Annotated in this window: 24 protein-coding genes; 17 read left to right on the top strand and 7 right to left on the bottom strand. The window is 69.1% G+C overall.

Going from position 1 to position 25194, the window contains the following annotated elements:
• Positions 1-262: 262 nt before the first annotated feature.
• Together chrA and JOY88_RS17755 are read right to left on the bottom strand one after the other, a co-directional pair.
• The gene (gene chrA, locus JOY88_RS17765) at positions 263-1483 is read right to left on the bottom strand and encodes a chromate efflux transporter (RefSeq protein WP_293503958.1); all 1221 of its coding nucleotides are present in this window, start codon (positions 1481-1483) and stop codon (positions 263-265) included.
• A 307-nt stretch (positions 1484-1790) separates the two neighbouring features.
• Positions 1791-2075, bottom strand: a complete 285-nt coding sequence (locus JOY88_RS17755; protein WP_293503957.1) for a hypothetical protein — start codon at positions 2073-2075, stop codon at positions 1791-1793.
• A gap of 496 nt (positions 2076-2571) precedes the next feature.
• Here JOY88_RS17755 and JOY88_RS17750 point away from each other — a divergent pair, with 496 nt between their 5' ends.
• The gene (locus JOY88_RS17750) at positions 2572-3492 is read left to right on the top strand and encodes a tripartite tricarboxylate transporter substrate binding protein (protein WP_293503956.1); all 921 of its coding nucleotides are present in this window, start codon (positions 2572-2574) and stop codon (positions 3490-3492) included.
• Positions 3489-5558, top strand: coding sequence for a sensor domain-containing diguanylate cyclase (locus JOY88_RS17745; protein ID WP_293503955.1), 2070 nt, complete (start codon positions 3489-3491; stop codon positions 5556-5558). The genes JOY88_RS17750 and JOY88_RS17745 overlap by 4 nt, the downstream gene beginning before the upstream one ends.
• On the opposite strand, the gene fdhD is transcribed toward JOY88_RS17745, so the two are convergent.
• Positions 5549-6337 (bottom strand): formate dehydrogenase accessory sulfurtransferase FdhD, encoded by a 789-nt coding sequence (gene fdhD, locus JOY88_RS17740; RefSeq protein WP_293503954.1) that lies wholly within the window; start codon positions 6335-6337, stop codon positions 5549-5551. The two genes, JOY88_RS17745 and fdhD, sit on opposite strands and share 10 nt — an antisense overlap.
• A 37-nt stretch (positions 6338-6374) precedes the next feature.
• Between fdhD and JOY88_RS17735 the strand changes: the two genes are divergently transcribed.
• Positions 6375-6992 carry an FMN-binding negative transcriptional regulator gene (locus JOY88_RS17735; RefSeq protein ID WP_293503953.1) on the top strand — a complete coding sequence of 206 codons (618 nt, stop codon included), beginning with the start codon at positions 6375-6377 and terminating at the stop codon, positions 6990-6992.
• Here the strand turns inward: JOY88_RS17735 and JOY88_RS17730 are convergent.
• Both JOY88_RS17730 and JOY88_RS17725 read right to left on the bottom strand, forming a co-directional pair.
• On the bottom strand, positions 6989-7801 hold the full coding sequence (locus JOY88_RS17730) for a DUF72 domain-containing protein (RefSeq protein WP_293503952.1): 813 nt from the start codon (positions 7799-7801) through the stop codon (positions 6989-6991). The two genes, JOY88_RS17735 and JOY88_RS17730, sit on opposite strands and share 4 nt — an antisense overlap.
• Positions 7802-7831: 30 nt before the next feature.
• Positions 7832-9508 carry an electron transfer flavoprotein-ubiquinone oxidoreductase gene (locus JOY88_RS17725; RefSeq protein ID WP_293503951.1) on the bottom strand — a complete coding sequence of 559 codons (1677 nt, stop codon included), beginning with the start codon at positions 9506-9508 and terminating at the stop codon, positions 7832-7834.
• A gap of 130 nt (positions 9509-9638) precedes the next feature.
• Between JOY88_RS17725 and JOY88_RS17720 the strand changes: the two genes are divergently transcribed.
• From JOY88_RS17720 to JOY88_RS17710, 3 genes are read left to right on the top strand one after another with little or no spacing between them, the layout of a single operon-like run.
• Positions 9639-10421, top strand: a complete 783-nt coding sequence (locus JOY88_RS17720; RefSeq protein WP_293503950.1) for an SDR family oxidoreductase — start codon at positions 9639-9641, stop codon at positions 10419-10421.
• Entirely contained in the window at positions 10422-11066 is a 645-nt protein-coding gene (locus JOY88_RS17715; RefSeq protein ID WP_293503949.1) for a YceH family protein, read from the top strand. It begins immediately after the preceding gene.
• The gene (locus JOY88_RS17710) at positions 11063-11482 is read left to right on the top strand and encodes an acyl-CoA thioesterase (RefSeq protein WP_293503948.1); all 420 of its coding nucleotides are present in this window, start codon (positions 11063-11065) and stop codon (positions 11480-11482) included. The genes JOY88_RS17715 and JOY88_RS17710 overlap by 4 nt, the downstream gene beginning before the upstream one ends.
• Here JOY88_RS17710 and JOY88_RS17705 read toward each other — a convergent pair.
• Positions 11475-14213, bottom strand: coding sequence for a TonB-dependent receptor (locus JOY88_RS17705; protein WP_293503947.1), 2739 nt, complete (start codon positions 14211-14213; stop codon positions 11475-11477). The genes JOY88_RS17710 and JOY88_RS17705 overlap by 8 nt on opposite strands.
• Positions 14214-14380: 167 nt before the next feature.
• On the opposite strand from JOY88_RS17705, the gene JOY88_RS17700 reads away from it, so the two are divergent.
• The 10 genes from JOY88_RS17700 (at position 14381) to JOY88_RS17650 (ending at position 22222) form a co-directional block, all read left to right on the top strand.
• Positions 14381-15838 (top strand): cyanophycinase, encoded by a 1458-nt coding sequence (locus JOY88_RS17700; RefSeq protein WP_293503946.1) that lies wholly within the window; start codon positions 14381-14383, stop codon positions 15836-15838.
• 117 nt (positions 15839-15955) lie between these two features.
• Positions 15956-17191, top strand: coding sequence for a cyanophycinase (locus JOY88_RS17695; RefSeq protein WP_293503945.1), 1236 nt, complete (start codon positions 15956-15958; stop codon positions 17189-17191).
• On the top strand, positions 17188-17580 hold the full coding sequence (locus tag JOY88_RS17690) for a DUF3224 domain-containing protein (protein WP_293503944.1): 393 nt from the start codon (positions 17188-17190) through the stop codon (positions 17578-17580). The genes JOY88_RS17695 and JOY88_RS17690 overlap by 4 nt, the downstream gene beginning before the upstream one ends.
• Positions 17581-17593: 13 nt before the next feature.
• Positions 17594-17983 carry a hypothetical protein gene (locus tag JOY88_RS17685; protein WP_293503943.1) on the top strand — a complete coding sequence of 130 codons (390 nt, stop codon included), beginning with the start codon at positions 17594-17596 and terminating at the stop codon, positions 17981-17983.
• Positions 17984-18000: 17 nt separating this feature from the next.
• Complete coding sequence (locus JOY88_RS17680; protein WP_524539230.1) at positions 18001-18522, top strand: YbaK/EbsC family protein; 522 nt, start codon at positions 18001-18003, stop codon at positions 18520-18522.
• A 38-nt stretch (positions 18523-18560) separates the two neighbouring features.
• Positions 18561-18746, top strand: coding sequence for a DUF1289 domain-containing protein (locus tag JOY88_RS17675; RefSeq protein WP_524539233.1), 186 nt, complete (start codon positions 18561-18563; stop codon positions 18744-18746).
• Positions 18743-19402, top strand: a complete 660-nt coding sequence (locus JOY88_RS17670) for a 2-hydroxychromene-2-carboxylate isomerase (protein ID WP_293503940.1) — start codon at positions 18743-18745, stop codon at positions 19400-19402. Before JOY88_RS17675 ends, JOY88_RS17670 begins: the two co-directional genes overlap by 4 nt.
• A gap of 230 nt (positions 19403-19632) precedes the next feature.
• The gene (locus JOY88_RS17665; RefSeq protein ID WP_293503939.1) at positions 19633-21327 is read left to right on the top strand and encodes an MFS transporter; all 1695 of its coding nucleotides are present in this window, start codon (positions 19633-19635) and stop codon (positions 21325-21327) included.
• Positions 21328-21571: 244 nt separating this feature from the next.
• Positions 21572-21748: a hypothetical protein gene (locus tag JOY88_RS17660; RefSeq protein WP_293503938.1), complete on the top strand. Its 177-nt coding sequence runs from the start codon at positions 21572-21574 to the stop codon at positions 21746-21748.
• Between the two features lie 195 nt (positions 21749-21943).
• Positions 21944-22222 (top strand): hypothetical protein, encoded by a 279-nt coding sequence (locus JOY88_RS17650; RefSeq protein WP_293503937.1) that lies wholly within the window; start codon positions 21944-21946, stop codon positions 22220-22222.
• Positions 22223-22236: 14 nt separating this feature from the next.
• On the opposite strand, the gene JOY88_RS17645 is transcribed toward JOY88_RS17650, so the two are convergent.
• Positions 22237-23793, bottom strand: a complete 1557-nt coding sequence (locus tag JOY88_RS17645) for a sensor histidine kinase (RefSeq protein WP_293503936.1) — start codon at positions 23791-23793, stop codon at positions 22237-22239.
• Between the two features lie 248 nt (positions 23794-24041).
• Between JOY88_RS17645 and JOY88_RS17640 the strand changes: the two genes are divergently transcribed.
• On the top strand, positions 24042-25154 hold the full coding sequence (locus tag JOY88_RS17640) for an ABC transporter substrate-binding protein (RefSeq protein ID WP_293503935.1): 1113 nt from the start codon (positions 24042-24044) through the stop codon (positions 25152-25154).
• Positions 25155-25194 lie beyond the last annotated feature (40 nt).

Raw genomic sequence — 25194 nt, 5'->3', positions numbered from 1 at the left:
CGGTGCGGGGAGTTTGGAGATCGTCTCGGGGGGCTGCTTTGCGATTTCGCAAAGCAGGAGCCACTGGCACGCCGTTTATCGCGGATGAAACGGCCTGGCAACGCAGGGGAGAGAGGCGAACGCACTGCGTCGCTCCCCGGCCGGGTCCCCTTGCCAGGATTCGACCACTCGGCAAGGGATCCGGCTTTCGGGAGCAAGGTCACCCGGCAGGCCGGGCATTTCATCGGCCGCAACGGCAGACTGCAAAGCCATGCCCTGATGATCAAAGGTCCAGCAACCAACCAGTTGCGGCGGTCAGCAGCACGACAGCCAGCGGCGGGACCCGTCCGTACACCAAGAGCCCGAAGGCCGACAGTGCCAACCCGAAATCGGCCCGTGAGCTGATGGCACTTGTCCAGACGGGGTCATAGAGGGCTGACAGCAGGATGCCGACGACGCCGGCGTTGACCCCGGCCAGGGCCGCACGAACAGTCGCCCGTTGGCGCAGCCCGTCCCAGAACGGGAGGACGCCCATGACGAGCAGGTACGCCGGCGCGAAGATGGCGACCAGGAAAAGCAGCCCCCCAATCCAGCCCTGCACCGGCGTCGCCATCACCGTCCCGAGGTAAGCGGCGAAGGTGAATAGCGGACCTGGGATCGCCTGGGCAGCGCCATAGCCCGCCAGGAACTCGGCATTGCTGGCGGCGCCCGAAGGAACCGCGACGGATTGGAGCAGCGGCAGCACGACATGGCCGCCGCCGAACACGAGGGCCCCCGCACGGAAGAATCCGTCCAGCAGTCCCAGCAACGGGGATGCCGACAACTGCGCCGCTGCGGGAAGGCCGATGAGGAGCAGGGCAAACACCGCCAGCGATGCCACGCCGGACGCTCTTGACAGGATGCCGAGCGGCTCCTGGTTGGGCGTCGCAGCCGCCGCCCTGAGCAGGGTGACGCCAACAACGGCCGATGCGGCTATGGCGCCGATCTGCCCGAGCGTGCTCGGCAGCACCAGCGTCAGCAGCGCCGCCACGATGGCCAGCCCAGCTCGCGGACGATCCGGGCACAACGACTTGGCCATGCCCCACACTGCCTGAGCGACCACAGCCACGGCGACGACCTTCAGTCCATGGACGATGCCCGAATCGGCCAGGCCACCGAAACGGGACATGCCGTAGCCGAAAGCAATCAGCAAAAGCGCAGATGGCAGCGTGAAGCCAAGCCAAGCCGCGACAGAGCCCAACCACCCCGCGCGCATCATGCCAATGGCGATGCCTACCTGGCTGCTCGCCGGACCTGGCAGGAACTGGCACAGCGCGACGACGTCCGAGAACTTCGCGTCGTCAAGCCACTTGCGCCGCTCGACGAACTCGGTGCGGAAGTAGCCCAGGTGTGCGACAGGGCCGCCAAAGGAGGTCAGCCCCAGGCGTAGAAAGATCAGAAACACGGCCCCCGCGGACTGTGCAGATACGAGTGATCCGGTTGCAGGCGTAGAACTCGGCTTCATGACGGTGCATCAATGGCGCGCGCCATTCTGGCGGACCAACATGAAGTGCAGGAAACGGGGCGCCGGATGCTGCCGGGGCCATAAAGCCTCGCCGCTGTCGTGCTGGGAGGCCAGCGCGCTGGATGTTGTTGACGCGCCAGCCCAAGGCAGCTTCCAGCGCCGCGGTGAGTGGCCAGCCCACCGCGCTCGCGAAACCGGCGATCAGTGTGATGACGGCGCCGCGCGCGTCGTGGCCGTACTGCCACGCGAGTGAGGCGAGGGTAGCCTCATCAGCCCATGTGCTGACCGCGTGAAACCTGAGGCTGCGTCACTTTCGGGCCGCAGCAGCAACGCATGAGCGCTGGCGGAGCATCAGTCGTTGCAACCACTCGGTCGCCTGCGACACCTCCTCGGTGTGCCGGGGCGCGTAGTGACGCAGGCCGATGGCGACGCGGCCTGTCCACCAGACCTGCCGTCCATTCGACAGGTACACGGGTCCCACATAGCCACGAGGAACCGCTACCGGCAGGGCGTCTTCGTTGAGCTGAATGAAGTCGCCCGCGCCCTCAGGTGAGCGGACTCCGCCGTCCTTCAGATATCCATCAAAGGTCATGATGGGGCCCTCCAAGAAGTGTCGACATGCCCGTCAACGTTGGGATGTGTCCAAGGGTTTACCAGATACTCAGGCGGGTGGGGGCCCTCATTTGCATGGGCCGCGCGGCTGAGTCGCTGCAGAAACAACTGGTGTTTTTCACAGTAAATCATATCTGCAAGCGGTGCTGATGGGCGAGGAACTCCGGATGGGTGGCAGGCTGGCGCGAAAGCGGTGGGCAGCTTTCATCGAGCCAGCGACGGCATGGTCGGCGGCTTGACGCACTCGGGACGATTCGGGCGGACCTGCCCACCAAGCCCACCAAACCCAAGCCCGCGCGTTTTGGCTGCTTCCGGGCCATCCGTCACGGATGGGCCGTTTTAATCAAAATTTGTCGAAACATGCACTTATTCGGTCATTTATGATCGATTTCGTGGTAGTCAAGACAAGAAGTAGGGTCAGGTCTGGTTGGGGCACTGTGCTGGTGGCCATGGTTGGCCTGCTAGCAGGTGGGCCCGTGTTCGCCAGCGGCCCGACATCGCCGGCTCCCGTCCGGTTGTTCGTGCCCTTCATGGCCGGCGGCGAGGCGGATGGGTCGGCCCGCAATCTCGTGCGGAGCGCGGCGCGTGCCGGCGCTGGCACATTCGAGATCACTTATTTGACGGCCGAGTCGGGCGCCGCGGCGGCGCGGACGGTCGGGCTGGCTGTGCCGGACGGCCATACGCTGCTGCTGGGGCGGGTCGGCAATGTGGCCATCCTGCCGGCGCTATCGCCGCGCACGGCCGTGCCGGCCAGCGGCTTCACCGTGCTGGCCGTGCTTGACCAGGCGCCGCTCATCTGCGCTGTTCGCAGTGGCTCGCCCATTGGGTCCATGCAGGAGCTGCTCGCCGCCATCGCCGCCGCACCGGGCCGGCTGCGCTACAGCACGGCGGGCGCCGGCACGCTGCAGCACGTGGCGGTGCGCTACCTGCTCGCGCTGGGCGGCTTGGCGGACGACGCGGCCCGGCCGCTGCATTTCGGCCAGGGCTCGCAGGTGACGCAGGCCCTGATTCAGGGCGAGGTGGACTTCAGCTGCAACAACGCGCGCAGCATCGTGCCGGCTGTGCAGTCGGGGGCCTTGCGCGGCCTGATGACGACAGCGCAGGGGCGGCTGCGCTCGCTGCCGCGCCTGCGCAACGCCGCCGAGTTGGGCCTGGGCGACATGCAGCAGCTGCAGGGCTGGTCGGCCTTGCTCGGTCCGGCGGGCATGTCGGCGCAGGCCGTCGGGCGCTGGCGGGACCTGCTTGATCAGGTCGCCGCCGATCCCGAATGGCAGGCTGGCACCGAGGCGCTTGCCGCATCGGCGCGCATCCGTGCGACTCCGGACCCGGCGCAGTTCCTGCGCCAGCAGGCCCAGTTCTACGAGCGCCTCGTGGCTACGCTGGAGGCGCGGCCGTGAACACCCGGCCGCGCCGCGGGCTCTGGCCCTCCTTCGTGGACGTGGCCCTGGTGGCGCTCGTGCTGTTGGTCGGCCTGGCTGGCAGCCTGGGCGCCTACCGCTCCTTGTCGCTGAAGGCGGCGGCGCAGGAGCGAGAGCAGTTGAGCGCGATGGGGCAGAGCGTTGTCGACGCCTTCGACCGGCAACTGATGCGGGTGGTGGAGGCGCTGCAGGCCGCCGGGCAGATGCTGTCGGCCGAGCCCGGGCTGACGCATGAGCAGTTCCTGCGTTATGGCGCCGGCCTGATCGACGATGCGTCGGCCATGACGCTGCTGGAATGGCAGCCCGTCGTGCCGCACGAGCAACTGGCCGAGTTCGAGAGGCAGGCGGCGCGCGAGCAGCCGGGCTATCGCGTCGTCGAGCCCGCGCCCGGCGGGCCGGACGGCGGCTTCGTGACTGTGCAGGTGCGCGAGCTCCATGTGCCCGTGCATTACTCCTGGCCCGAGAGCGAGGCGGCCGTCGGCGTCGACATGGCATTCGACCCGCGCCGCATGCACTCCAAGCTGATTGCGCGCGACACCGGCGTTCCGATCGCGTCGGAGGTGTTTGCCGTGATCCGCCGTGGGCAGCCGGGCGGCGCCCGCAGCGGATTTGCTGTGTCGGCGCCGGTCTATCGCGTACCACGGCCGGTGGGTGCGGAAGCGCGCCGGCGCGAGCTGCGTGGCTTCCTGGCCGGCGTCGTCGAGCTGTCCGCGCTGATGTCGGAGGCGGCCCTGCGGGCGGACGCCAACGGCCTGGACGTCTTCGTCTTCGACCAGGAAGAGGCGCATCGCCTCATCTACGCGTCCAGGGCCGGCGAGCCCTTCCGCGCCGGCGAGCGCGACATGGCGCTGAGCGTCGATGTCGGTGGGCGGCCGTGGCAGCTCGTGCTGCGGCCCCGGCCAGGCGCGTTCGGCGCAGCGGGCGACCGCATGCCGCTGCTGGTCCTGGCCGCGGGCAGCTTGGCTACGCTGCTCGTGGCGGTGGCCGTGGCGCGCAGTCTGGTCGTGCGGCGTCGCCTGGAGCGTACCGAGGCCGTGCTGGCGGAGGACCGCCAGCACCTGAGCAACGTGATCGACGGCACCGCCGCCGGCACCTGGGACTGGCATCTCGACAGCGACCGCCTCGTCATCAACGAGCGCTGGGCACAGATGCTGGGGTTCAGCCGCACGGAGCTGGAACCCGTCAGCGGCAAGACCTGGGAGCGGCTGTGCCATGAGGGCGATCTGGCCGGGGCCAGGGAGGCGCTCAAGCGCCACTTCGGCGGCCAGGAGGAGCGCTACGCGGCCGAGTTCCGCATGCGCCATGCGGCAGGCCACTGGGTCTGGGTGCAGAGCAGCGGCCGCGTGTTCGAACGCGACGCCAGTGGCCGTCCGCTGCGGCTGGCCGGTACCCATCTGGACATCTCGCGCCGCAAGGCCGACGAGCAGCGCGTACAGGATGACGCCCGCGCACTGGAGGCCGCGAACCGCCAGCTGCGCGACCTGGCCATCCTGGATGCGCTGACCGGTGCCTTCAACCGGCGCCACTTCGACGACGTCTGCCTGGCCGCCCTGACCGGTGCCCGGTGCGGCCAGGCGGTGGGCCTGTGCATGCTGGACATCGACCACTTCAAGGCCTACAACGACCGCTACGGCCACCAGGCCGGCGACGCCGTGCTGCGGGCCATGGTGCAGACGCTCAAGCACGGGCTCAAGCGCTCCACCGATGCGCTGTTCCGTCTCGGCGGCGAGGAGTTCGGCGTCATCTTCTCGGCGCCCTCGGCCATCGCCGCCCAGCAATTCGTCGGCCGGCTCAGCGCCGCCGTGCATGCGCTGGCATTGCCGCACGAGGACAACCCGCAGCGCATCGTCACGGCCAGCTTCGGCCTGGCCTGGTGGGCCGCACCGACGCCGCTGCTGACGCCCGAGACGATGTACGCCGCGGCCGACGAAGCCCTCTACGAGGCCAAGCGCACCGGCCGCGACCGCATCGTCGTCCGCTGCTTCAGCGCCGGCGAGGGCGAGCGGGCGCCGGAGATCGCGGCGCCGGCCGGGCCTCAGGCGTAGCGGGTCGCGCGGCCCTCGCGCACGAAGGCCCACAGCTGCAGGCCCAGGCGGCTGGCCGTCTCGATGGCCAGGCTGCTGGGCGCGGACATGCAGGCGAGCAGGCCCGCGCCCGCCATGGCCGTCTTGTGGACCAGTTCATAGCTCGCGCGGCTTGACATCAGCACGAAGCCGTCGCGCGGGTCCGCCTCGTGGCGGGCAAGGGCGCCGGCCAGCTTGTCCAGCGCGTTGTGGCGCCCGATGTCCTCGCGCGCCAGCCGCAGCTCACCGCTGGGCAGGCACCAGGCCGCGCCATGCAGGCCGCCGCAGCGCGCGTTCAGCACCTGCGCCGCATGCAGGCCGGCCAGTGCAAGGTCCAGTGCGCCCTCGGCCAGCAGGGGCGCCCGCACCGGCGCGGGCTGCACGGCACCGACCTGGGCCAGGCTTTCCAGCCCGCACAGGCCGCAGCCGGTGCGACCGGCCAGCAGGCGGCGGCGTGCCTTGAGGTGCTGCTCGCGGGCGGCAGTCACGTGCAGCGCCAGCTCCACGCCATCGGGCCGCGTCACGACGTCCACGTCCAGCAACTCGCGCCGCGACGTGATCCAGCCCTCACTGAGCGCAAAGCCCAGCGCGAAGTCCTCCAGGTCGGCCGGCGTGGCGAGCATGACGGCCTGCGAGACCCCGTTGACCGTCAACGCGACCGGCGTCTCGACGGCCACGCGCTCCTCGCCAGCGGCACTGGGCGGGCACAGCGTCAACAGCGCATCGGGGAGGAGCGTGGCTTCGGCATCAAGCAGCGGCATGGCGGCATGATAGGAGCCCGCCTGCCAAGGAGCCGCCGTGTACCTGCCCGCCCATTTCAAATCCACCGACCTCGAGCATGCGCTGCGCCTTGTCGCCGAGCACCCGTTGGCCCTGCTGCTGGGCCCGGATGCGCAGGGGCGGGGCTTCGGCAGCCATCTGCCGTTGGTCGCGACGGCGCCTGCCGAGGGCCTGCTGCTGGAAGGGCATATGGCACGCGCCAATCCGCACTGGGGCTGGCTGGCGCAGCAGAAGCGGGTGCTGGCCGTCTTCAGTGGCCCGGGCGCCTATGTGAGTCCGCAGCACTACGACGGCCAGCTGAACGTGCCGACCTGGAACTACGCGGCCCTGCATGCCGAGGGCGACGTCGAGCTCGTCGACGGCGCGGCCGAAAAGGACGCGCTGCTGAAGCGGCTGATCGGCCGCTTCGAGCCCGGGTACGCCGAGCAGTGGGGTGGCCTGCCTGAGGACTATCAGCACAAGATGCTCGGCGCCATCGTCGGCTTTCGCATCCGCGTGACGCACTGGGAGCTGAAGCTGAAGCTGAGCCAGAACCGCGCCGCCGTGGAGCGCCGGCGCATCCGCGAGGCGCTGGCCGCCTCCGAGCGCGCCGAGGACCGTGCTACTGCCGAGTGGATGGCGCGGCTGGAGCCTTAGGCAGGCAGGTCTTCGCCCAATGCGCGGCGCAGCGCCATGGCCGCGTGCGGTGCGCGCGCCTTGGCGCCGCTGATGAAGTAGACGAAGACGTCGCGCGGCGCCGTCGCCGCGGCGGGCGGCTCGATGCGCGGCAGGCCGCCCGGTTCGCCGCCCCCGGCCCAGGCCTGTGCCGCCGCGGCCAGCGGCGGGAACACCTCGGGCCGGCAGCCCAGCGGCTCCTCCTGCTGCGTGCGCATGATGCGCGTGTAGACGAAGTCACCCGTCGCCTCGGCGATGGGCGGGTAGTCGTCGGATTCGGTGAACACCGTCGCCGCCTTGTATGTCCTGGCCAGCGCCAGGTATTCGGGGCACTGGAAGCTCGCGTGGCGAACGTCCAGTGCGTGGCGCAGCGGCAGCCCTTGGACGCTGCCGGGCAGCAGTTCCAGGAAGGCCGTCAGGTCGGCGGCGTCGAAGCGGTGCGTGGGCGCGAGCTGCCAGACGATGGGGCCCAGCTTGTCGCCCAGTTCGGCGATGCCCGAGTCGATGAAGCGCCGGATGGAGTCCGCGCCCTCGGCCAGCACGCGCCGCTGCGTCGCGAAGCGGATGGCCTTGAGCGAGAACATGAAGCCCTCGGGCGATTCCTGACGCCACTTGGCGAAGGTGGCGGGCCTCTGCGCACCGTAGTAGGTGCTGTTGATCTCGATGGTCGTCAAGCGCCGGCTGGCGTATTCCAGCTCCCGCGCCTGCGGCCAGCCCTTGGGGTAGAAGTTGTCGCGCCAGGGCTCGAAGTTCCAGCCGCCGATCCCGACCCTGATCTTGCCGCCTGCCATGCCGCCACTCCTTCCGGGAAGGCCGCGAGCTTACATGCCGGCGTAGTTGGGCCCGCCGCCGCCTTCCGGCGTGACCCAGACGATGTTCTGCGTCGGGTCCTTGATGTCGCATGTCTTGCAGTGCACGCAGTTCTGCGCATTGATCTGCAGGCGCTCGCCGCCGCCGGCCTCGTTGGGCACGAACTCGTAGACGCCGGCCGGGCAGTAGCGGCTCTCGGGGCCTGCGTACTTCGCGAGGTTGACCTGCACCGGCACCGCATCGCTCTTCAGCGTCAGATGGGCCGGCTGGTTCTCTTCGTGGTTGGTGTTGGAGATGAACACCGACGACAGGCGGTCGAAGCTCAGCTTGCCGTCCGGCTTGGGATAGGCGATGGGCTGGCACTCGGCGGCCGGGCGCAGGGCTTCGTGGTCGGCCTTGTGGTTGTGCAGCGTCCATGGCGGGCTGTTGACGCCCAGCTTGGGCAGCAGCCATTGCTCGATGCCAGTCATCAGCTGGCCGGTGGTCTTGCCCTTCTTGAACCAGAGCTTGAAGTTGCGGGTTTGCTGCAGCTCCTCGTTGAGCCAGCTCTTCTCGAAGGCCTCGGGGTAGGCGCTCAGCTCGTCCTGTGCGCGGCCGGCGTCCAGCGCAGGAGCGAGGGCCTCGGCGGCCAGCATGCCGCTCTTGATCGCCGCGTGGCTGCCCTTGATGCGGGCGGCGTTCAGGTAGCCGGCGTCGCAGCCGACCAGGCAGCCGCCCGGGAACACCGTCTTGGGCAGTGCTTGCGGCGTGCCGTTGTTGATTGCGCGGGCGCCGTAGCCGATGCGCTTGCCGCCCTCGATGTGGGCGCGGATGGCCGGGTGGGCCTTCCAGCGCTGCATTTCCTCGAACGGGCTCAGGTAGGGGTTGTCGTAGTCCAGCCCGATCACGAAGCCCAGCGTGACCTTGTTGCCCTCCAGGTGGTAAAGGAAGCCGCCGCCGAAGGTGTCGCCCTGCATGGGCCAGCCGGCCGTGTGCACCACCTTGCCGGGCTGGGCCTTGTCGGCCGGGATCTCCCACAGCTCCTTGATGCCGATGGCATAGGTCTGCGTATCCTTGCCTTCGGTCAGCTTGTACCTGGCCAGCAGCTGCTTGCCCAGATGGCCGCGCGCGCCCTCGGCGAACACGGTGTACTTGCCGAGCAGCTCCATGCCCAGCTGGAAATGGTCGGTGGGCTCGCCGTCCTTGCCCAGGCCCATGTTGCCGGTGGCCACGCCCTTCACGCGGCCTTGCTCGTCATAGAGCACCTCTGCGGCTGCGAAGCCCGGGAAGATCTCGACGCCCAGTGCCTCGGCCTGCTGGGCCATCCACTTGACGACGTCGGACAGGCTGATGACGTAGCAACCATGGTTGTGGAAGTTGCGCGGCACGAGGAAATCGGGCGTGCGCGAGCTGCCGGTCTCGCTCAGGAACAGCACGTCGTCGCCGGACACGGCCTGGTTCAGCGGCGCGCCCAGCTCCTTCCAGTTCGGGAACAGCTCGGTGATGGCGCGTGGGTCCATGACGGCGCCGGACAGGATGTGCGCACCGGGCTCCGAGCCCTTCTCCAGCACGACGATGCTGGCGTCGGGCCTGAGCTGCTTCAGGCGGATGGCCGTGGCCAGGCCGGCCGGGCCGCCGCCGACGACGACCACGTCGTACTCCATGGACTCGCGGGGGCCGAACTGGGCCAGGATTGCTTCGGACGTCATGTGGGTCTCCGACCGTATTGAATTGCGCGCGATTCTAGAGAGGGTAGGTTACGAATCGAACGACCGTGCTTTTTTAGCGCGCGAGCGCTGGCCCGGTAGGATGGCCGCAACCCACTCACAAGGCAGTCCCATGAGTTACTCCATCAACCTCGAGGGCCGCGTGGCCCTCGTTACCGGTGCATCCAGCGGCCTGGGTGCGCAGTTCGCCAAGACCCTTGCCCAGGCCGGCGCCTGCGTCGTGCTGGCGGGCCGGCGCGTCGAGCGGCTGAAGGACTTGCGCGCCGAGATCGAGGGCCAGGGCGGCGATGCCCACGTCGTGCAGCTGGACGTGACCGACGTGGCAAGCATCAAGGCCGCCGTGGCCCATGCCGAGACCGAGGTGGGCACGCTGGACATCCTGATCAACAACTCCGGCGTCGGCACGACGCAGCGCCTCACGGACGTCACCGAGAACGACTACGACTATGTGATGGATACCAACACGCGCGGTGCCTTCTTCGTTGCGCAGGAGGTGGGCAAGCGCATGCTGGCGCGGGCGCGCGGCGCCGCACCGGGCTCCTTCGTCGGCGGGCGCATCGTCAACATCGCCTCCATGGCCGGCCTGCGCGTGCTGGGCCAGATCGGCGTCTACGCGATGAGCAAGGCCGCAGTCATCCACATGACGCGCGCGATGGCGCTGGAATGGGGCAAGCATGGCATCAACGTGAATGCCATCTGCCCGGGCTATATCGATACCGAGATCAACCACCATATGTGGGACACGGAGCGGGGCCGCGAGCTCGTCGAGCTGCTGCCGCGCAAGCGCGTGGGACAGCCCCAGGACCTGGATACCGCGCTGCTGATGCTGTGCGCCAACGAGAGCCACTTCATCAACGGTGCCGTCATCCAGGCCGATGACGGGTTTGGAGTCTGAATGTCGAAGCGAGACCTGACCCCGCTGGAGGCGCGCGTGCTGGCCGTCCTCGTCGAGAAGGAAAGCACCGTGCCGGACAGCTATCCGCTGTCGGCCAACGCGCTGACCGCCGGCTGCAACCAGAAGACGGCGCGCGACCCGGTCATGGACGTGAGCGAGGCCGAGGTGCTGGCGACGGTGGAGGAGCTGAAGTCGCTGAGTCTCGTCAACACCGTCAGCGGCAGTCGCGTGCTGCGCTACGAGCACAACTTCGCGCGCGGCCTGGGTGTGCCGGGCGCCGCGATGGCCTTGCTGACGCAGCTGATGCTGCGCGGCCCGCAGACGGCCGCCGAGCTGCGGCAGAACACAGAGCGGCTGCACCGCTTCGCGGACGTGTCCTCCGTCGAAGGCTTCCTCGACGAGCTGGCCGCGCGCGAACAGCCGTTCGCGATCAAGCTGGCCAAGGCCCCGGGTGCACGCGAGGCGCGCTGGGCGCATCTGCTATGCGGGCCCGTGTCTTCCGCCGAGCAGGCGGCGTCCGTCGCGGCACCTCGTGACGAGGAAGTCGCCTTGCAGAGAGTCGAGCTTGCGGCGCTCAAGGCCGAAGTCGCGTCGCTGCGCAGCCTCGTCGACCGCATGGCAGCCGAGCTCGGCATCACGCCATGAGGTACACCGTCCCGGCCGAGAAGAAGCTGACCTTCGAGCTGCGCATCCAGATGCGCTGGGGCGACATGGACGCGATGGGCCACATCAACAACACGCTGTATTTCCGCTACCTGGAGATGGCGCGGGTGGACTGGCTGGCCTCCATAGGCGCGCCGCCCAACCCGGGCGGGCAGGGGCCGGTGATCGTCAACGCGTTCTGCAACTTCTACCGCCAGCTGAAGGTGCCGGGCGAGGTCATCGCCAGGCACTACGTCAGCGACCCGGGTCGCACCAGCTTCGAGACCTGGATCACGCTGGAGCGCGCGGACGATGCGGGCGTCATCTACGCCGAGGGCGGTGCGACGACGCTGTGGTTCGACGCCCAGACCGACAGGGCCATCGCCCTGCCGGACTGGGTGCGCGACATCGTCACCTGAACGCGTAGCGCAGGCTGACGTAGCCGTACCGGCCGCGCGGGTCGGTGTAGCTCGGGTCGTAGCCGACCAGGAAGAAGTAGGCCTGCTGCGAGTACGGCGGCGCCTTGTCGAAGAGGTTCTGCACGCCGGCGCGCAGCGTCAGCGACTTGGTGGCCTCCCAGGCGGCCGACAGGTTCCACAGTGAGTAGGCCGCCACCTTGCGATCGTCCTTGCCGATGATGTGCTGGTCGGTGTAGCCCGACAGATAGCTGTTGGACAGCGTCAGCGCGTAGGGCCCCTGCGCCCAGTCCGCGCTGACCGTGTGGCGCCAGCGCTGCACCGCGCCGTCGTTGACGAAGCGGCCCAGGTTGCTGACGAAGGGGTCGCCGTCGCCGGTCTGTTGCTTGGACTGCAGCGTCAGCGTGCCGTTCAGGCGCAGGCCGAACTCGCCGAACGCAGTCTTCAGGCCGCTCAGCGCCAGGCCCAGGTCCAGGCCCGAGATCTTCTGCTTGCCGCGGTTCTCCTTGATCAGGTCGATGCCGCAGATGGTGTAGTCCTCGGGGTCGTAGCGGCGCTGGCAATCCGCGGGCAGCTTGGCGTCCCAGTAGCGATGCACCAGGGCGCCGTACTTGTCCAGGTCGGACAGGATCACGTCCACGCCCAGCGTGCTGATCAGGTTGCTCTTCTGGATGTTCCAGTAGTCGACGTTCATGCTGACGCCGCGCCGGGGTTCGAACACGGTGCCCAGCGAGAACTGGCGCGATTTCTCGGGCTTGAGCTTGGCGTTGCTGTAGTTATAGGTGCCCCAACCCTCCGAGCAGTCGGTGACGGTGTTGCTCGGGTCGGCCTTCAGGCAGACCGGGTCCACGACGACGGCCGCGCTGCCGGTGGTCAGCGGCCGGTACAGGTCGGACATGCTGGGCGCACGGAAGCCCAAGCCCAGAGAGGCGCGCAGCAGCAGCTCGGGCATGGGCACGTACTTCAGGCCCACCTTGGGGCTGAGCGCGCCCCCGCTGACCTGGTAGCGCTCGTAGCGCATCGCGGCCTGCAGCTCCAGCTGCTTGGTGATGGGTGCGCTGATCTCGCCGAACACCGCGCCGAGGTTGCGCGAGTGGCCGAAGTCGGAGTCCGGGCCCTGCGAGCTCTCGCCGAGGATTTTGTCAGCCTTCAGCGCGTCGGACTGGTGGTAGTTCTGCTTCTCGCGCCGCAGCTCGCCGCCCAGCGCCAGCGCCAGGTCGCCGCCGGCCAGCGGCATCAGGCCCTTGGACATCTTGAAGTCCAGGCTGTCCATGGTGCCGGTGGCGTGACGCACCTCGCCGCGGATCTGCGCCTTCTCGTACAGCGCCAGGCCGGCCGCGCCGGACGGGCCGAAGGGGTTGAGCGTGCCGGCCGTGAAGCCATCCATGACCAGTTGCTCGTTCAGATAGCCCTGGCTGTCGCGGTCGGACACCTTGCTGGTGCTGTGGTTGTAGGCCCATTCATAGTCCCAGCCGCCCAGCGTGCCCAGCGTGCCGATGACGAAGCGGTTGGCCGTGGCGACCAGCTCGCTGGTGCGCAGGCCGGCCTCGACGAGGCGGGTGCGCAGCGTGACGATGCGGTCTTCCGGGTCCACGCCCGGGGCGGCCAGCGCGCTGCTGCGCAGGGCCGGCACCATGGACACGTCCAGGTCGACGTCCATGCGGTTGGGCGTGCCGGAGTAGAAGGTGCGGGCGTGGGCCAGCGACAGCTCGGCAAAGAGTTGGTGGCCGCCGCCGAGGTCGAGCACGCCGCGCGTGAACAGGCTGCCCTTGCGCGACTTGGGGTAGAGCTCGATGTCGCGCATGAAGTCGAAGGTGCAGCCGTCCACGCCGCCTATGCCCGCGGGCAGGTACAGGCTGCCGTTCTCGGGGGCGCAGCCGCTCGCCGCGGCCGGATTCACCGTGCGGGAGCTGATGACGGTCTTGCCGTTGGTCTTGAAGCCGTCGGCGATCAGCAGCTTGCGCTGGTAGTTCGAGAGGCGGATGTTGCCCGGAAAGCTGTAGCTGGACAGCTGGTCCGGCAGGTTGCCGGGGATGTCCAGCGCCTTGATGAACTTGCGCTGGTTGGCGTTGAGCGTGCTGGTGGTCTGGACGTCCAGCACGCCCATGATGTTGAAGCCATCGCGCCCGTAGTCGCCCAACCCGCCCGCCAGCGTCGCCGCGCGCTTGTTGGCGCCGCCCTCGGAGGTGTTGCCTGCCAGCGCGCTGATGTCCAGCCCCCGGAAGTCCTTGCGCGTGATGAAGTTGATGACGCCGCCGATCGCGTCCGAGCCGTACAGCGAGGACGCGCCGTCCAGCAGGATCTCCACGCGTTGGATGGCAGCAGCGGGGATGCTGTTCAGGTCCACGCCGGCCGAGTCGCCGGGCGAGGCGAAGTTCGCCATGCGGCGGCCGTTCAACAGCACCAGGGTGGACGACACGCCCAGGCCGCGCAGGTTGGCGGCGTTGAAGCCCATCTGGTCCCGAAAGCCCCCCGTGCCTATGCTGACGCCGTCGGTCAGGTTGTTGGTGCCGGCGCTGAGGCGGGCGATCAGTTCGGCCGCCGTCGTCACGCCGGCCTTGTCGATCTCGTTGCGCGTGATCACCTGCACCGGCAGCGCGGTCTCGCCCTCGATGCGCTTGATGGCGGAGCCCGTGATCTCGACGCGCTCGAGCGAGGACTGGGCCTGGGCGGCGCAGCTCAGGGCGAGCAGGGTCGCGGCGACGGCGAGGCGGGAAGGGCGGTGGGGTCTCATGATCGGGTCTCCAGTTTTCGCGCGAGTCTAGGCATGGTGGCGCTAGCTGCCGGAAGGCCTGGGAGGGATTCGTCTCGCCGGCGCCACGCCGCCGCCGTTCTAATGAGGGGCCGATCGTCATCGGCGCTCTGTCATGATGTGCGGTCTGAGCAAGGAGGGATGTAGGCATGAGGGCATGGATCTGGGCAGGCGTGGCGGCGGTGGCGATGGCCCTGGGCGTGCAGGCGGCCCCCCCGACGACGTCGCCGGCGTCGAGCGCGGCGCCGGGCGCCAGGTTGCAGCGCCCGGCGGCCGCGACTGCGTCGCCGCGCGTGACGTCGCCCGCGCCCGCGCCCGCCAAGCCTGCGGCGTCGGCACCGTCCGGCGCGCTGCTGCCACTGCCCGAGGCTGAGCCGGCCATCCGCGGCTATGCCGTGCCCATAGGTGGCGCACTGAAGGCCGACAACGAGGAGGTCTGGCAGCGCATCGTGCAGCTGGCTGGTGGCAAGGGGGCACGCTTCGTCGTTTTCGGTACCGCCAGCGAGGATCCCGAAGCCAGCGCCAAGCAGGTGGTGGACCTGCTGCAGCGCCGCGGCGCCGTGGCCGAGGCCCTGCCGGTGGCGCCCAAGTTCCTGTGGGTGGACTTGAACAAGGTCGTGCGCGACCCGGCGCTGATTGCCAAGGTCAAGGCAGCCAAGGGCATCTTCTTCACCGGTGGCACGCAGGAGCGCATCGTCGACGTGCTGCAGCCCGGCGGCCAGAGCACGCCCATGCTGGAGGCCATCTGGGACGTCTACCGCAAGGGCGGCGTCGTGGCCGGCACCTCTGCCGGTGCGGCCATCATGAGCACCATCATGTTCCGCGATGCGCCCAGCAGCATCAACATCCTCAAGGGCCGCATCGTCGACGGCAAGCAGGTGGATCGCGGCCTGGGCTTCGTCGGCTCCGAGCTGTTCGTGGACCAGCACTTTCTGAAGCGGGGGCGCATCGGCCGCATGGTGCCGCTGATGATGGCCAAGGGCTACAAGCTGGGCCTGGGCGTGGACGAAAACACCGCAGCCATCATCCGGGGCGACGAGATCGAGGTCATCGGCGACCGGGGTGCACTGATGGTGGACCTGACCGATGCCGAGACCGACCCCACGCTGGGTGCCTTCAATGTGCGGGGTGCGCGGATCAGCTACCTGGAGCATGGCGACCGCTACCACCTGCGGGCCCGCTCGACGACACCGTCGGCGCCGAAGCTGCGCGGCGAACTGCACGATGCCGAGTCGCCCAATTTCCGCGCCTACTACACCGAGGACTACCTGTCCCTGGACATGTTGGGCGACTCGACCATCTCCAACATGATGACGCGGCTCATCGACAGCTACCGCCGCGAGTTCAAGGGCCTGGCCTTCGACGCGTTGCCGCGCACCCACGACCCGCTGGCCGAACTGGGCTTCCTGTTCCGCGTCTACAAGGGTTCGGACTCGCTGGGCTGGAGCACCGAGGAGTTCGGTGGCGAGCAGTTCACCGTGACCAATCTCTACCTGGACATCAGCCCGGTACGCCTGCCCATGCCGCTGTACGGCGGCTGGACCGGGCCCGCCAAGCCGGCCTCCGCGGCGCCCGCGGCGTCGACGCCGGCCCCGTCGGGCCCCTGAAGATTTGTGCAGCGCCTGGTCACAAGCGTTGCGTTTTCTCGGGCCTGACCCGCTGTCGAATCTCGCGCAGGCCTGCCAAGATGACAGGCCTGCGACTTCCGCCTTTTCGCATCCATCTTGCACAGCCCTTCCCAAGCCGGCACCGTCGTCGTCATCGGCGGTGCGCTCAGAACCGACAGTGATGCTGTCTGGCAGCGCATCGTCGACGAAGCCGGCGGCGCCGGCGCGCCCATTGCGGTGTTCCCGACGGCGGCGCATGAGCCCGTGCGCATCGCGGCCCAGATCGTCGCGGCGCTGAACCGCTGCGGCGCCTGCGCCGAGGCGGTGCCGCTCGCGCCGCATCTTGAAGGCGTGGACCTGGCGGCAACGCTGAACGACGCCGCGCTGATCGCGCGCGTCGCCGCCTGCAGGGCGGTGTTCTTCTCGGGCGGCGCCCAGGAGTACCTCGTCGACACGCTGCAGCCCGGCGGCCAGCCGACCGCCATGCTGGACGCCATCCGCGCCGTCTTCGCGGCCGGCGGAGTCATCGCGGGCACCAGCGCCGGCGCGGCCGTCATGAGCCGGCTGATGTTCCGCGACGCGATGGACAACCTGGCTGTGCTGCGCGGCCAGTGGCGGGCCGGCCTCGAGTACGACCGCGGCTTCGGCTTCGTCCTGCCCGAGCTCCTCGTCGACCAGCATTTCCTCAAGCGCGGCCGCATCGGGCGCATGCTGCCGGCGCTGCAGGCGCTGGGCTGCCGCTTCGGCCTGGGCGTCGACGAGAACGCCGCGGTCGTCATCAAGGGCACGCGGCTGGAGGTCATTGGCGGCAGCGGCGCCGTCCTCGTCGACCTCGGCGAGGCCACCCGCGATGTCGAGTTGCCGGCCTTCAACCTGCGCGGCGCCCGCCTGGCCTATCTGGACCAGGGCGATCGCCACGACCTCGCCAGCGGCGAGACGCTGCCCGCCGCGCACAAGCTACGTGAGCCGCGTATCGAGCCGGCCGCTCCCGGCTTCCTGCCGCGCCAGCGGCCCGAACGCTACTTCCTCGACATCCTCGGTGACGGATGCATCCGCCAGGCGCTCGCCCAGCTGCTGGACGGCCCGGCGGCCGAGGTGCGCGGCCTGGCCTACCGGGCCAATCCCGGGCCCTGCGACCCGCTGCCGGACATCGGCTTCGAGTTCCGCCTGCGCCGCGGCCCCGGTACGGTCGGCTGGTGCAGTGCGCTGCTGGGCAGCGAGGACTACACGGTGCTCGGCGCCCGGCTGGATGTCGTGCCGGTGCGCGTGGCCCACCCCCTGTTCACGCCGCTGGCCGCCGAGTCGCCGCGCGTGGTCGAATCGAAGCCGCGGCTTCAAGGAGAACGGCGATGACCTCGATCAGCGGCGAATTCAGCGTCGGCATGACGACCCGTGACGCGGAGGGCGAGAGCCCCGCCATCGGCCGCATGCTGCTCGACAAGCAATATCGCGGCGCCCTCGAGGCCCGCGGCGCCGGCCAGATGCTGGCCACGCATGGCAGCACTGCCGGCTCGGCCGCCTATGTGGCGCTGGAGACGGTGACCGGCACGCTGCTGGGCCGCGAGGGCAGCTTTGCCCTCGTTCATCATGGCCGCATGGACCGCGGCCAGCCGACGCTGCTCATCACCGTCGTGCCAGACTCCGGCACCGGCGCGCTCGCCGGACTCTCGGGCCGCATGGGTATACGCGTCGAAGGCCACCAGCATTTCTACGACTTCGAGTTCACGCTGCCCACTCCTTGAAGAAGGAGCAGCCATGAAGAAGATCCTCCCGCTCGCCGCGCTGGCGCTGCTGGCGGCCTCAGCCCCGGCCGCCGACGTCGGCGTGTCCGTGCAGATCGGCCAGCCGGGCTTCTACGGCCGCATCGACGTCGGCAACGTCGCCCCGCCGCCCGTCGTGCTGCCGCAGCCCGTCTGGGCGCAGCGCCGGCCCGGGCATGTCGAGCCCGTCTACATGCGCATCCCGCCCGGCCACCAGAAGCATTGGGCCAAGCATTGCGCCCGCTACAACGCCTGCGACGTGCCGGTCTACTTCGTCCGCGAGGACTGGTACCAGCAGCGCTACGCCCGGCCGCAGAACGACAACGACCAGGGCGAGGACCGCGGCAGGAAGCATGGCAAGGGCCACGGCAAGGACCGCGACTGAGGGCCGGCCGCGCCACAATGGTGGCCATGGCTGACACAGATACCCGCCCCGAAGGCTTCCAGCGCGTCAGCGCCGCACTGGCGGCGCTCGCACACCCGCACCGGCCGCTGTGGCTGGACGTCGCGGCCCGCACCGCTCAGGAGGCCGCTGACGCGCTGGGCGTGACGCTGGGCCAGATCGCCAAGTGCGTGGTATTTCGGCGCAAGGCCGACGGGGCTGAGGACGGGGCCGTGCTCGTCGTCACCTCGGGCGACAAGCGCGTCGACGAGGCCAAGCTCAAGCCCCACACCGGCGCGCTGGGCCGAGCCGACGCCGACTTCGTCAAGGCCCGGACGGGCTTCTCCATCGGCGGGGTGTCGCCGGCCGGGTTCGCGCCCGCTGCCGGCTTCGCGGCGCCCCAGCTCTACATCGACCGCGAGCTGTTCCGCTTCGACATCATCTGGGCTGCGGCCGGCCATCCGAACGGCGTCTTCAAGCTGACGCCGGCGCAGCTGGAGGCCTTGACCGGGGCCCCCGTCATCGACGTGGTGCAGGCGTGAAACCCGCCTCGACGTCACCCTGCGTGAACGTCTGCCAGATGGACGCGGCGACCGGTTGGTGCCGCGGCTGCGCGCGCAGCATCAACGAGATCGCCGGCTGGGGCGGCGCGCCCGAGACCGTGCAGCGCCATATCCTGGACCAACTGCCCGAGCGCCGCGTCGAGATGCACCGCCATGGCCTGTGGCTGGGCCCCTGGCCCCACAGCGAGGAACAGGATCGATGAAGCGGCTGACCTTCTATTTCGACCCCATCTCGCCCTATGCGGCGCTGGGCTTCGAGGCCCTACCCGAGGCGCTGGCCGGGCACAGCGTCGAGGTGGTCTACCGTCCCATCCTGTTCGCGGCGCTGCTGCAGGCGCTGGGGCAGAAGGGGCCGGCCGAGATCGAGGCCAAGCGGCGCTGGACCTTCCGTCAGGTGGCCTGGCTGGCGCACAGCCAGGGCGTGGTGCTGGACCCGCCGGCCCAGCACCCGTTCAACCCGCTGCCGCTGCTGCGCCTGGGCTGGGCCTGCGCGGCGCCGCAGGGGCAGCCGGGTGACACGCCGGGGCGCTGGGTCGTCGAGCAACTCTTCCATCATGTCTGGCGCGGCGCTGGCGCCGATGCCAACGACGCGGCGCGCCTGGCCGCGCTCGCGGAGCGTCTCGCTCCCGCGCAGGACCCGGCGGGCGAGGCCGTCAAGCAGCGCCTGCGCAGCGAGACCGAAGGCGCGCTGGCGCTGGGCGTCTTCGGCGTGCCGACGGTGGAGTTCGAGGGCCGCCTGTTCTGGGGCCAGGACGCGCTGCCCATGCTGCGTGCGGCGCTGGATGGCGACCCCTGGTTCCGCAGCGGCGTCTGGGAGCAGACAGCCCAGCCGCGCCCGGGCATCACGAGAAAGCACTGAGAGGCGTTGCTCCACGCCGTCGGGAGCGTCCCAGGCTGACGCGAATCGTCTCAGGATTTACCCGTGAGCGGCATCGGTTCTCGCATTGAGAAACGATCGCCACGGGTTTCTGCGGGGTTTGTCAGCCTCGATTCAGAATCGCGTCAGAACGGGGTCAGAGGGCACGTGAATAGTGCTGTCGCAAGGGCTGTTCCGCCGTGGAGCGGTCCGACTACAGACGGAGACTTTTCATGGCAACTGCGACTGCAAATGCAACTGCAGGTTCCGCGTCGACGCCGATGACCCGCGAGGAGAAGAAGGTCATCTTCGCCTCGTCGCTGGGCACGGTGTTCGAGTGGTACGACTTCTACCTTTACGGCTCGCTGGCACCCATCATTGCCAAGCAGTTCTTCTCGGGGCTGGACCCCCAGGCGGCGTTCATCGCGTCGCTGATGGCCTTCGCCGCCGGCTTCATCGTGCGCCCCTTCGGCGCGCTGGTGTTCGGTCGCCTGGGCGACATGATCGGCCGCAAGTACACCTTCCTGGTCACCATCCTGATCATGGGCCTGTCGACCTTCATCGTCGGCGTGCTGCCCACCTACGCGACCATAGGCGCCGCGGCCCCGGTCATCCTGATCGGCCTGCGTCTGCTGCAAGGCCTGGCCCTCGGCGGTGAGTACGGTGGCGCGGCCACCTACGTGGCCGAGCATGCGCCGCACGGCAAGCGCGGCGCTTACACGTCGTGGATCCAGACTACGGCGACGCTGGGCCTGTTCCTGTCGCTGATGGTCATCCTCGGCGTGCGCACCTCGCTGGGCGAGAAGGACTTCGGCGAGTGGGGCTGGCGCGTGCCCTTCATCGTCTCCATCCTGCTGCTGGGCATCTCGGTGTGGATCCGGTTGTCGATGAACGAGTCGCCTGCCTTCCAGAAGATGAAGGCCGAGGGCAAGACCTCCAAGGCGCCGCTGTCCGAGTCCTTCGGCCAGTGGAAGAACCTGAAGATCGTGCTGCTGGCCCTCTTCGGCCTCGTGGCCGGCCAGGGCGTGGTCTGGTATTCGGGCCAGTTCTACGCGCTGTTCTTCCTGACGTCGGTGCTCAAGATCGACGCCGCCGCCGCCAACATCTGGATCGCGATCGCGCTGATCCTGGGCACGCCGTTCTTCGTCATCTTCGGCACGCTGTCCGACAAGATTGGCCGCAAACCCATCATCATGGCCGGCCTGCTGCTCGCTGCGGTGACCTACTTCCCGCTGTTCAAGGCGCTGACCGAGGCGGCCAACCCCGACCTCGCCCGTGCCCAGGCGACCTCCAAGGTCACGCTGAGCACCAACATGGCCAACTGCTCCTTCCAGGGTAGCCCCTGGGCGCGCGAGGTGGACTTCACGAGTGCCTGCGACATCGCCAAGCGTGCCCTGGCCCAGTCCTCGGCCAGCTCCGAGACCGTCGAGGCCCCGGCCGGTGCACAGACCGTCCTGCGCGTCGGCGACAAGGAAATCGCAGTGCCCACGGCGACCAAGCTGACCGAGCACAAGTTCGACGAAGCCAGCACCAAGGCCGTCGCCACCTTCAAGAAGGACCTGGCGGACGCGATGAAGGCAGCCGGCTACCCGGCCAAGGCCGACATGTCCAAGGCCAACGTGCCGCTGGTCGTTGCCCTCCTGTTCGTGCTGGTGCTGTACGTGACCATGGTCTACGGCCCGATCGCCGCGATGCTCGTCGAGCTGTTCCCGACCCGCATCCGCTACACCTCGATGAGCCTGCCGTACCACATCGGCAACGGCTGGTTCGGCGGCATGCTGCCCTCCATCACCTTCGCGATGGTGGCGCAGAACGGCAACATCTACCACGGCCTCTGGTACCCCATCGTCATCGCCGCGATGAGCTTCGTCATCGGCTTGCTCTTCGTCCGCGAGACCAAGGACGTGGACATCTACGCGAAGGACTGAGTGATGGCCGGGGCGGGCCCTGAGGCCCGTCCCACGCCCCACGAAGGGCCAGCCGGCTTGCAAGCCGGCTGGCACGAACCGAAGGCCGGCATCGCCGGCCTTTTTCGTTGGGTGCGCCCAGCATGGGCGCACATCCTGGAGGTGCAAGCCCTCCCGCGAGCCGGTCACAGCGAGCGAAGTGAAGCGCAACTGCACGAGGGCGACCGGATGTGGGGAGGAAGCGTGGAGCGCGAATCGCGAGCCGATGAACAAGAACCGCATGGAAGGCGCTGCCGAGCAGGGCGAGTGGGCCCAAGACCACGAAGCTCTTGCGACCAAGGCGAAGCGGCGTAGATGCGGCGGTTGTGCGATGAAGGAGTGCGCAATTGCCTGGGGAGTCCTCGCCTCACGCCTGAAAGAGCGATGGCTTGAGCCGGAGTGAGGTCGCAGTAGCCGGGTAGCGGGGCCGCCGAGGCCAACAGCCGACGCTGGTGGAAGAACAGGGACCGACTGCTCAAGACGGTACTGACCATTGGCTACTTCGACCGGTTGGGCGTGCCCCGGCGCTCATGACCTCAAGCTCTCGAACCGCCCGGTGCGGACCCGCATGCCGGGTGGTGCGGCAGGGGTGCTTCCTATGACGGAAGCCCCCTATGCCGAGGTGCGCCATCAGTTGAGCGTCAGCCTCGCTGCGCAGAATTCCGCCCAGTTCAAACCCGGAGACCCGAGCATGTGGAAGTTGATCGTTGGCTTCATCGCCTTTGCCGCACTGGCGCTGTACATCCTGACCAAGAGCGGCGGCAACATCGACCTCAGCGGCGAGAAGCACGACGTGACAGCCGGCCATGAGCCGGCGGCTTCGGCGGCGGCGGCCGTGGAGGCCACTTCCGGCCCGGCCTCCAGCGCGTCTCAGTAAGGTGCCGTCGGCGCCTAGCCGCCGGTGCGCTGCGGCGCGACCAATGGCAGGCGCATCAGCATCTGCGTGCCCTGGCCGGGCGCGGACCGCACCTCGATCTGGCCGCCCAGCACGTTGGTCACGATGCTGTGCACGATGTGCATGCCCAGGCCCGAGCCACCGGTGCCGAGCTTGGTCGTGAAGAAGGGATCGAAGATGCGCCGCCGCACGGACTCGTCCATGCCGCGGCCGTCGTCGATGACGCTCAGCTCGGCCTCGGTGTCGCTGAGCCGCGCGCAATGCACGCGAACCCTGCCTTGCGCCAGGCCCTCGAAGCCATGCAGCAGCGCGTTCATCAGCAGGTTGGTCAGCACCTGCCCCAGCGCGCCGGGGTAGCTGTTCATCGCCAGGCCGCGGCACAGGTCGGTGTCGATGACGAAGGGCGTGTGCTTGAAGCTGGGCTCGACCATGACGAGCACATCGTCGACGACCTTGCCCAGGTCGAAGTCGCGCCGCAGGTCGGCTGTCTGGTCTATGGCCACCTGCTTGAAATCGCGCACCAGGTCGGCGGCCTTCTGCACATTGCGCTGCAGGATGTCCTGGCCGCGCCGCGTGTCGCGGGCCAGGTCCTCCAGCGTGCTGCGACGCAACTGCACACCGCCGCCCAGCAGCGCTTCGAGCTGGCGGTAGCGGTCTTCCAGCGCCGATACGACGGTCAGCGCGTTGCCCAGCGGCGTGTTCAGCTCATGCGCGACGCCGGCCACCAGCCGTCCCAGCGACGCGAGCTTCTCCGACTCGACCAGCTCGCGCTGCGCCTTCTGCAGCGTCTGCAGCGCCTCGGACAGTTCGGCGTTGCTGGCCGTCAGCTCGGCTGTGCGCTGCGCCACCATCTCCTCGAGGTTGAGGTTGTGCTGGCGCAGTGCCTCGAACGCCGACAGCAGAGCCTGGCGCATGCGCTCCATCGCGACGCCGACGCGCGCGATCTCGTCCGCGCCGCCGACATGCAGCGGTTGCTCCAGCCGGCCGGCGGCCAGCGCCTCGGCGGCGCCGGTCAGCTCCGTCATCGGCCGCAGCACATAGCGCTGCAGCACCCACAGCATCAGCACCAGCGACAGCGTCAGCGTCAGCCCGCTGCGCCAGACGGTTCGCCACACCTCGGCGCGCTTGGCCTCCAGCAGTGGCGCGGCGCTCATGTGCACCGTCAGCTTGGCGATCTCGCGGCCGTCGCGCTGGATGGGGCGGGTCTGGCTCAACACCAGGTCGTCGTCGGTCGAGTCGCCGGCGCGCTGCTGCGACAGGAAGGGCGCCGAGGAGGCCGGCTCGACGACCTGCACGGAGACGAAGCGCGGGTCATCCATCTGCGCCTTGACCATGGGGTCGGCCAGGTCGGGCGACACCTGCCAGACCGGCTCGGCCAGCGACAGCGCCATCACCTCGGTCGCGCGCGACAGGTCGCGCTTGAGCTCCTCCATTGCCGTGGCGCGCGTCTTCTGGCTGTCGTAGAGCAGCACGGCCGTCGTCGGCAGCAGCAGGCCCAGCAGCAGGGCCAGCACGACGGCGAAGGTCAGCGAATTGCGAGGCCAGCCAAACATGGGCGCGGGCATCTCGGGCAGGGCAGTGGCGGGCGGCGGCAAGGGGCTTTCCGGCGTGGGCTGCCCGCGACGGGTGCGGGCGAGGCGGGGGAGAGTGTAGGCCGCGGCAAAAGCGGTGCAAATGCGCATTCGGGCGTGGCGGAGCCCGGGTTTTTACCGGGGCCGCGGGGCTGCCGGGGGCGGGTGGGGCGGCGCCAAAATCCGCCGCCAGAAAAGCGCCCCGGCGGCGCTTGGCCTGGAGATACACAGTGAAGCGTTGGGTTGGCCTGGCGGCATTGCTCGCCGCCTGCGTCGGGACGGATGCTGCGTCTGCGCAGAGCTTGCGCGTCGGCATGGTGGCCGGGTTCTCCGGGCCGGCGGCCGGCATCGTGCAGGAGAGTGCCGACGGCGCGCGCCTGTACTTCGACGCCATCAACGCCCAGGGCGGCATCAAGGGCCAGGGCATCGAGCTGCTCACGCAGGACGACAAGTACGACCCGGCGACCGCGGCAGCGGCCGCCAAGGCGCTGGCCAGCCAGGGCGTGCTGACGTTGATGCTGAGCCGCGGCACCGGCCCCACCGAGGCCATGCTGCCAGTGCTGAAGGACAACAAGCTGCCGCTGGTCGCGCCGGCCACCGGCGCCATCAGCCTGCGCGAACCGCTGCAGCCTTGGGTCTATCACCTGCGCGCCAGCTACCAACGCGAGGCCGAGCGCGCCGTCAAGCACCTGGCCAGCATAGGCGTCAAGCGCATCACCATCGTTCAGGTCAACGACCCCTTCGGCAACGACGCCGGCAAGGGCGCGATCAAGGGCCTGGACGACGTCAAGCTGCGTGCGCAATCCCACCTGCGCTTCGACCGCAACAAGCCAGAGCTGGCGCCGACGATGCAGGCCATCGCCAAGGCCGGCATCGAGGCCATCGTGCTGATCGGGCCGGCCTATGCCGTCGTCGAGGGCGTCAACGCGCTGCGCGCGGCGGGTTCCACGGCCCATGTCGCGACGTTGTCCAACAACGCTTCCAGCGACTTCGTGAAGCAGCTGGGCGACAACGCCCGCGGCGTCATCGTGACCCAGCTCCTGCCCTATGAGCGCTCCACGGCCAACCCGCTGGTACGCGAGGCGCTGGGCCTGGCCAAGGCGGCCGGCCGCAGCGAGCTGACGCCAGCCCAGCTGGAGGGGTTTGCCGCGGCCAAGCTGGTCGTCGAAGCGCTGAAGCGCGTCGGCGGCAAGGACATCGGCCGCGAGGGCTTCGCCAAGGCGCTGGACGGCGCACGCATCGACCTCGGCGGCCTGCAGGTGCACTACAGCGAGAAGGACCACGGCGGCCTCGAGTTCACCGATGTCTCCATCGTGGGTCCTGACGGCAAGTTCTGGCGTTAGGCCGACGCGCCATGCCGGCCGCGCGATGATGTGGGCTATC

This window comes from Roseateles sp. (genome assembly GCF_019237615.1).
GTDB lineage: Bacteria > Pseudomonadota > Gammaproteobacteria > Burkholderiales > Burkholderiaceae_C > Pelomonas.
The sequence above is the reverse complement of the archived record's forward strand: the minus strand, read 5'-3'. Positions and strand labels throughout refer to the sequence as shown.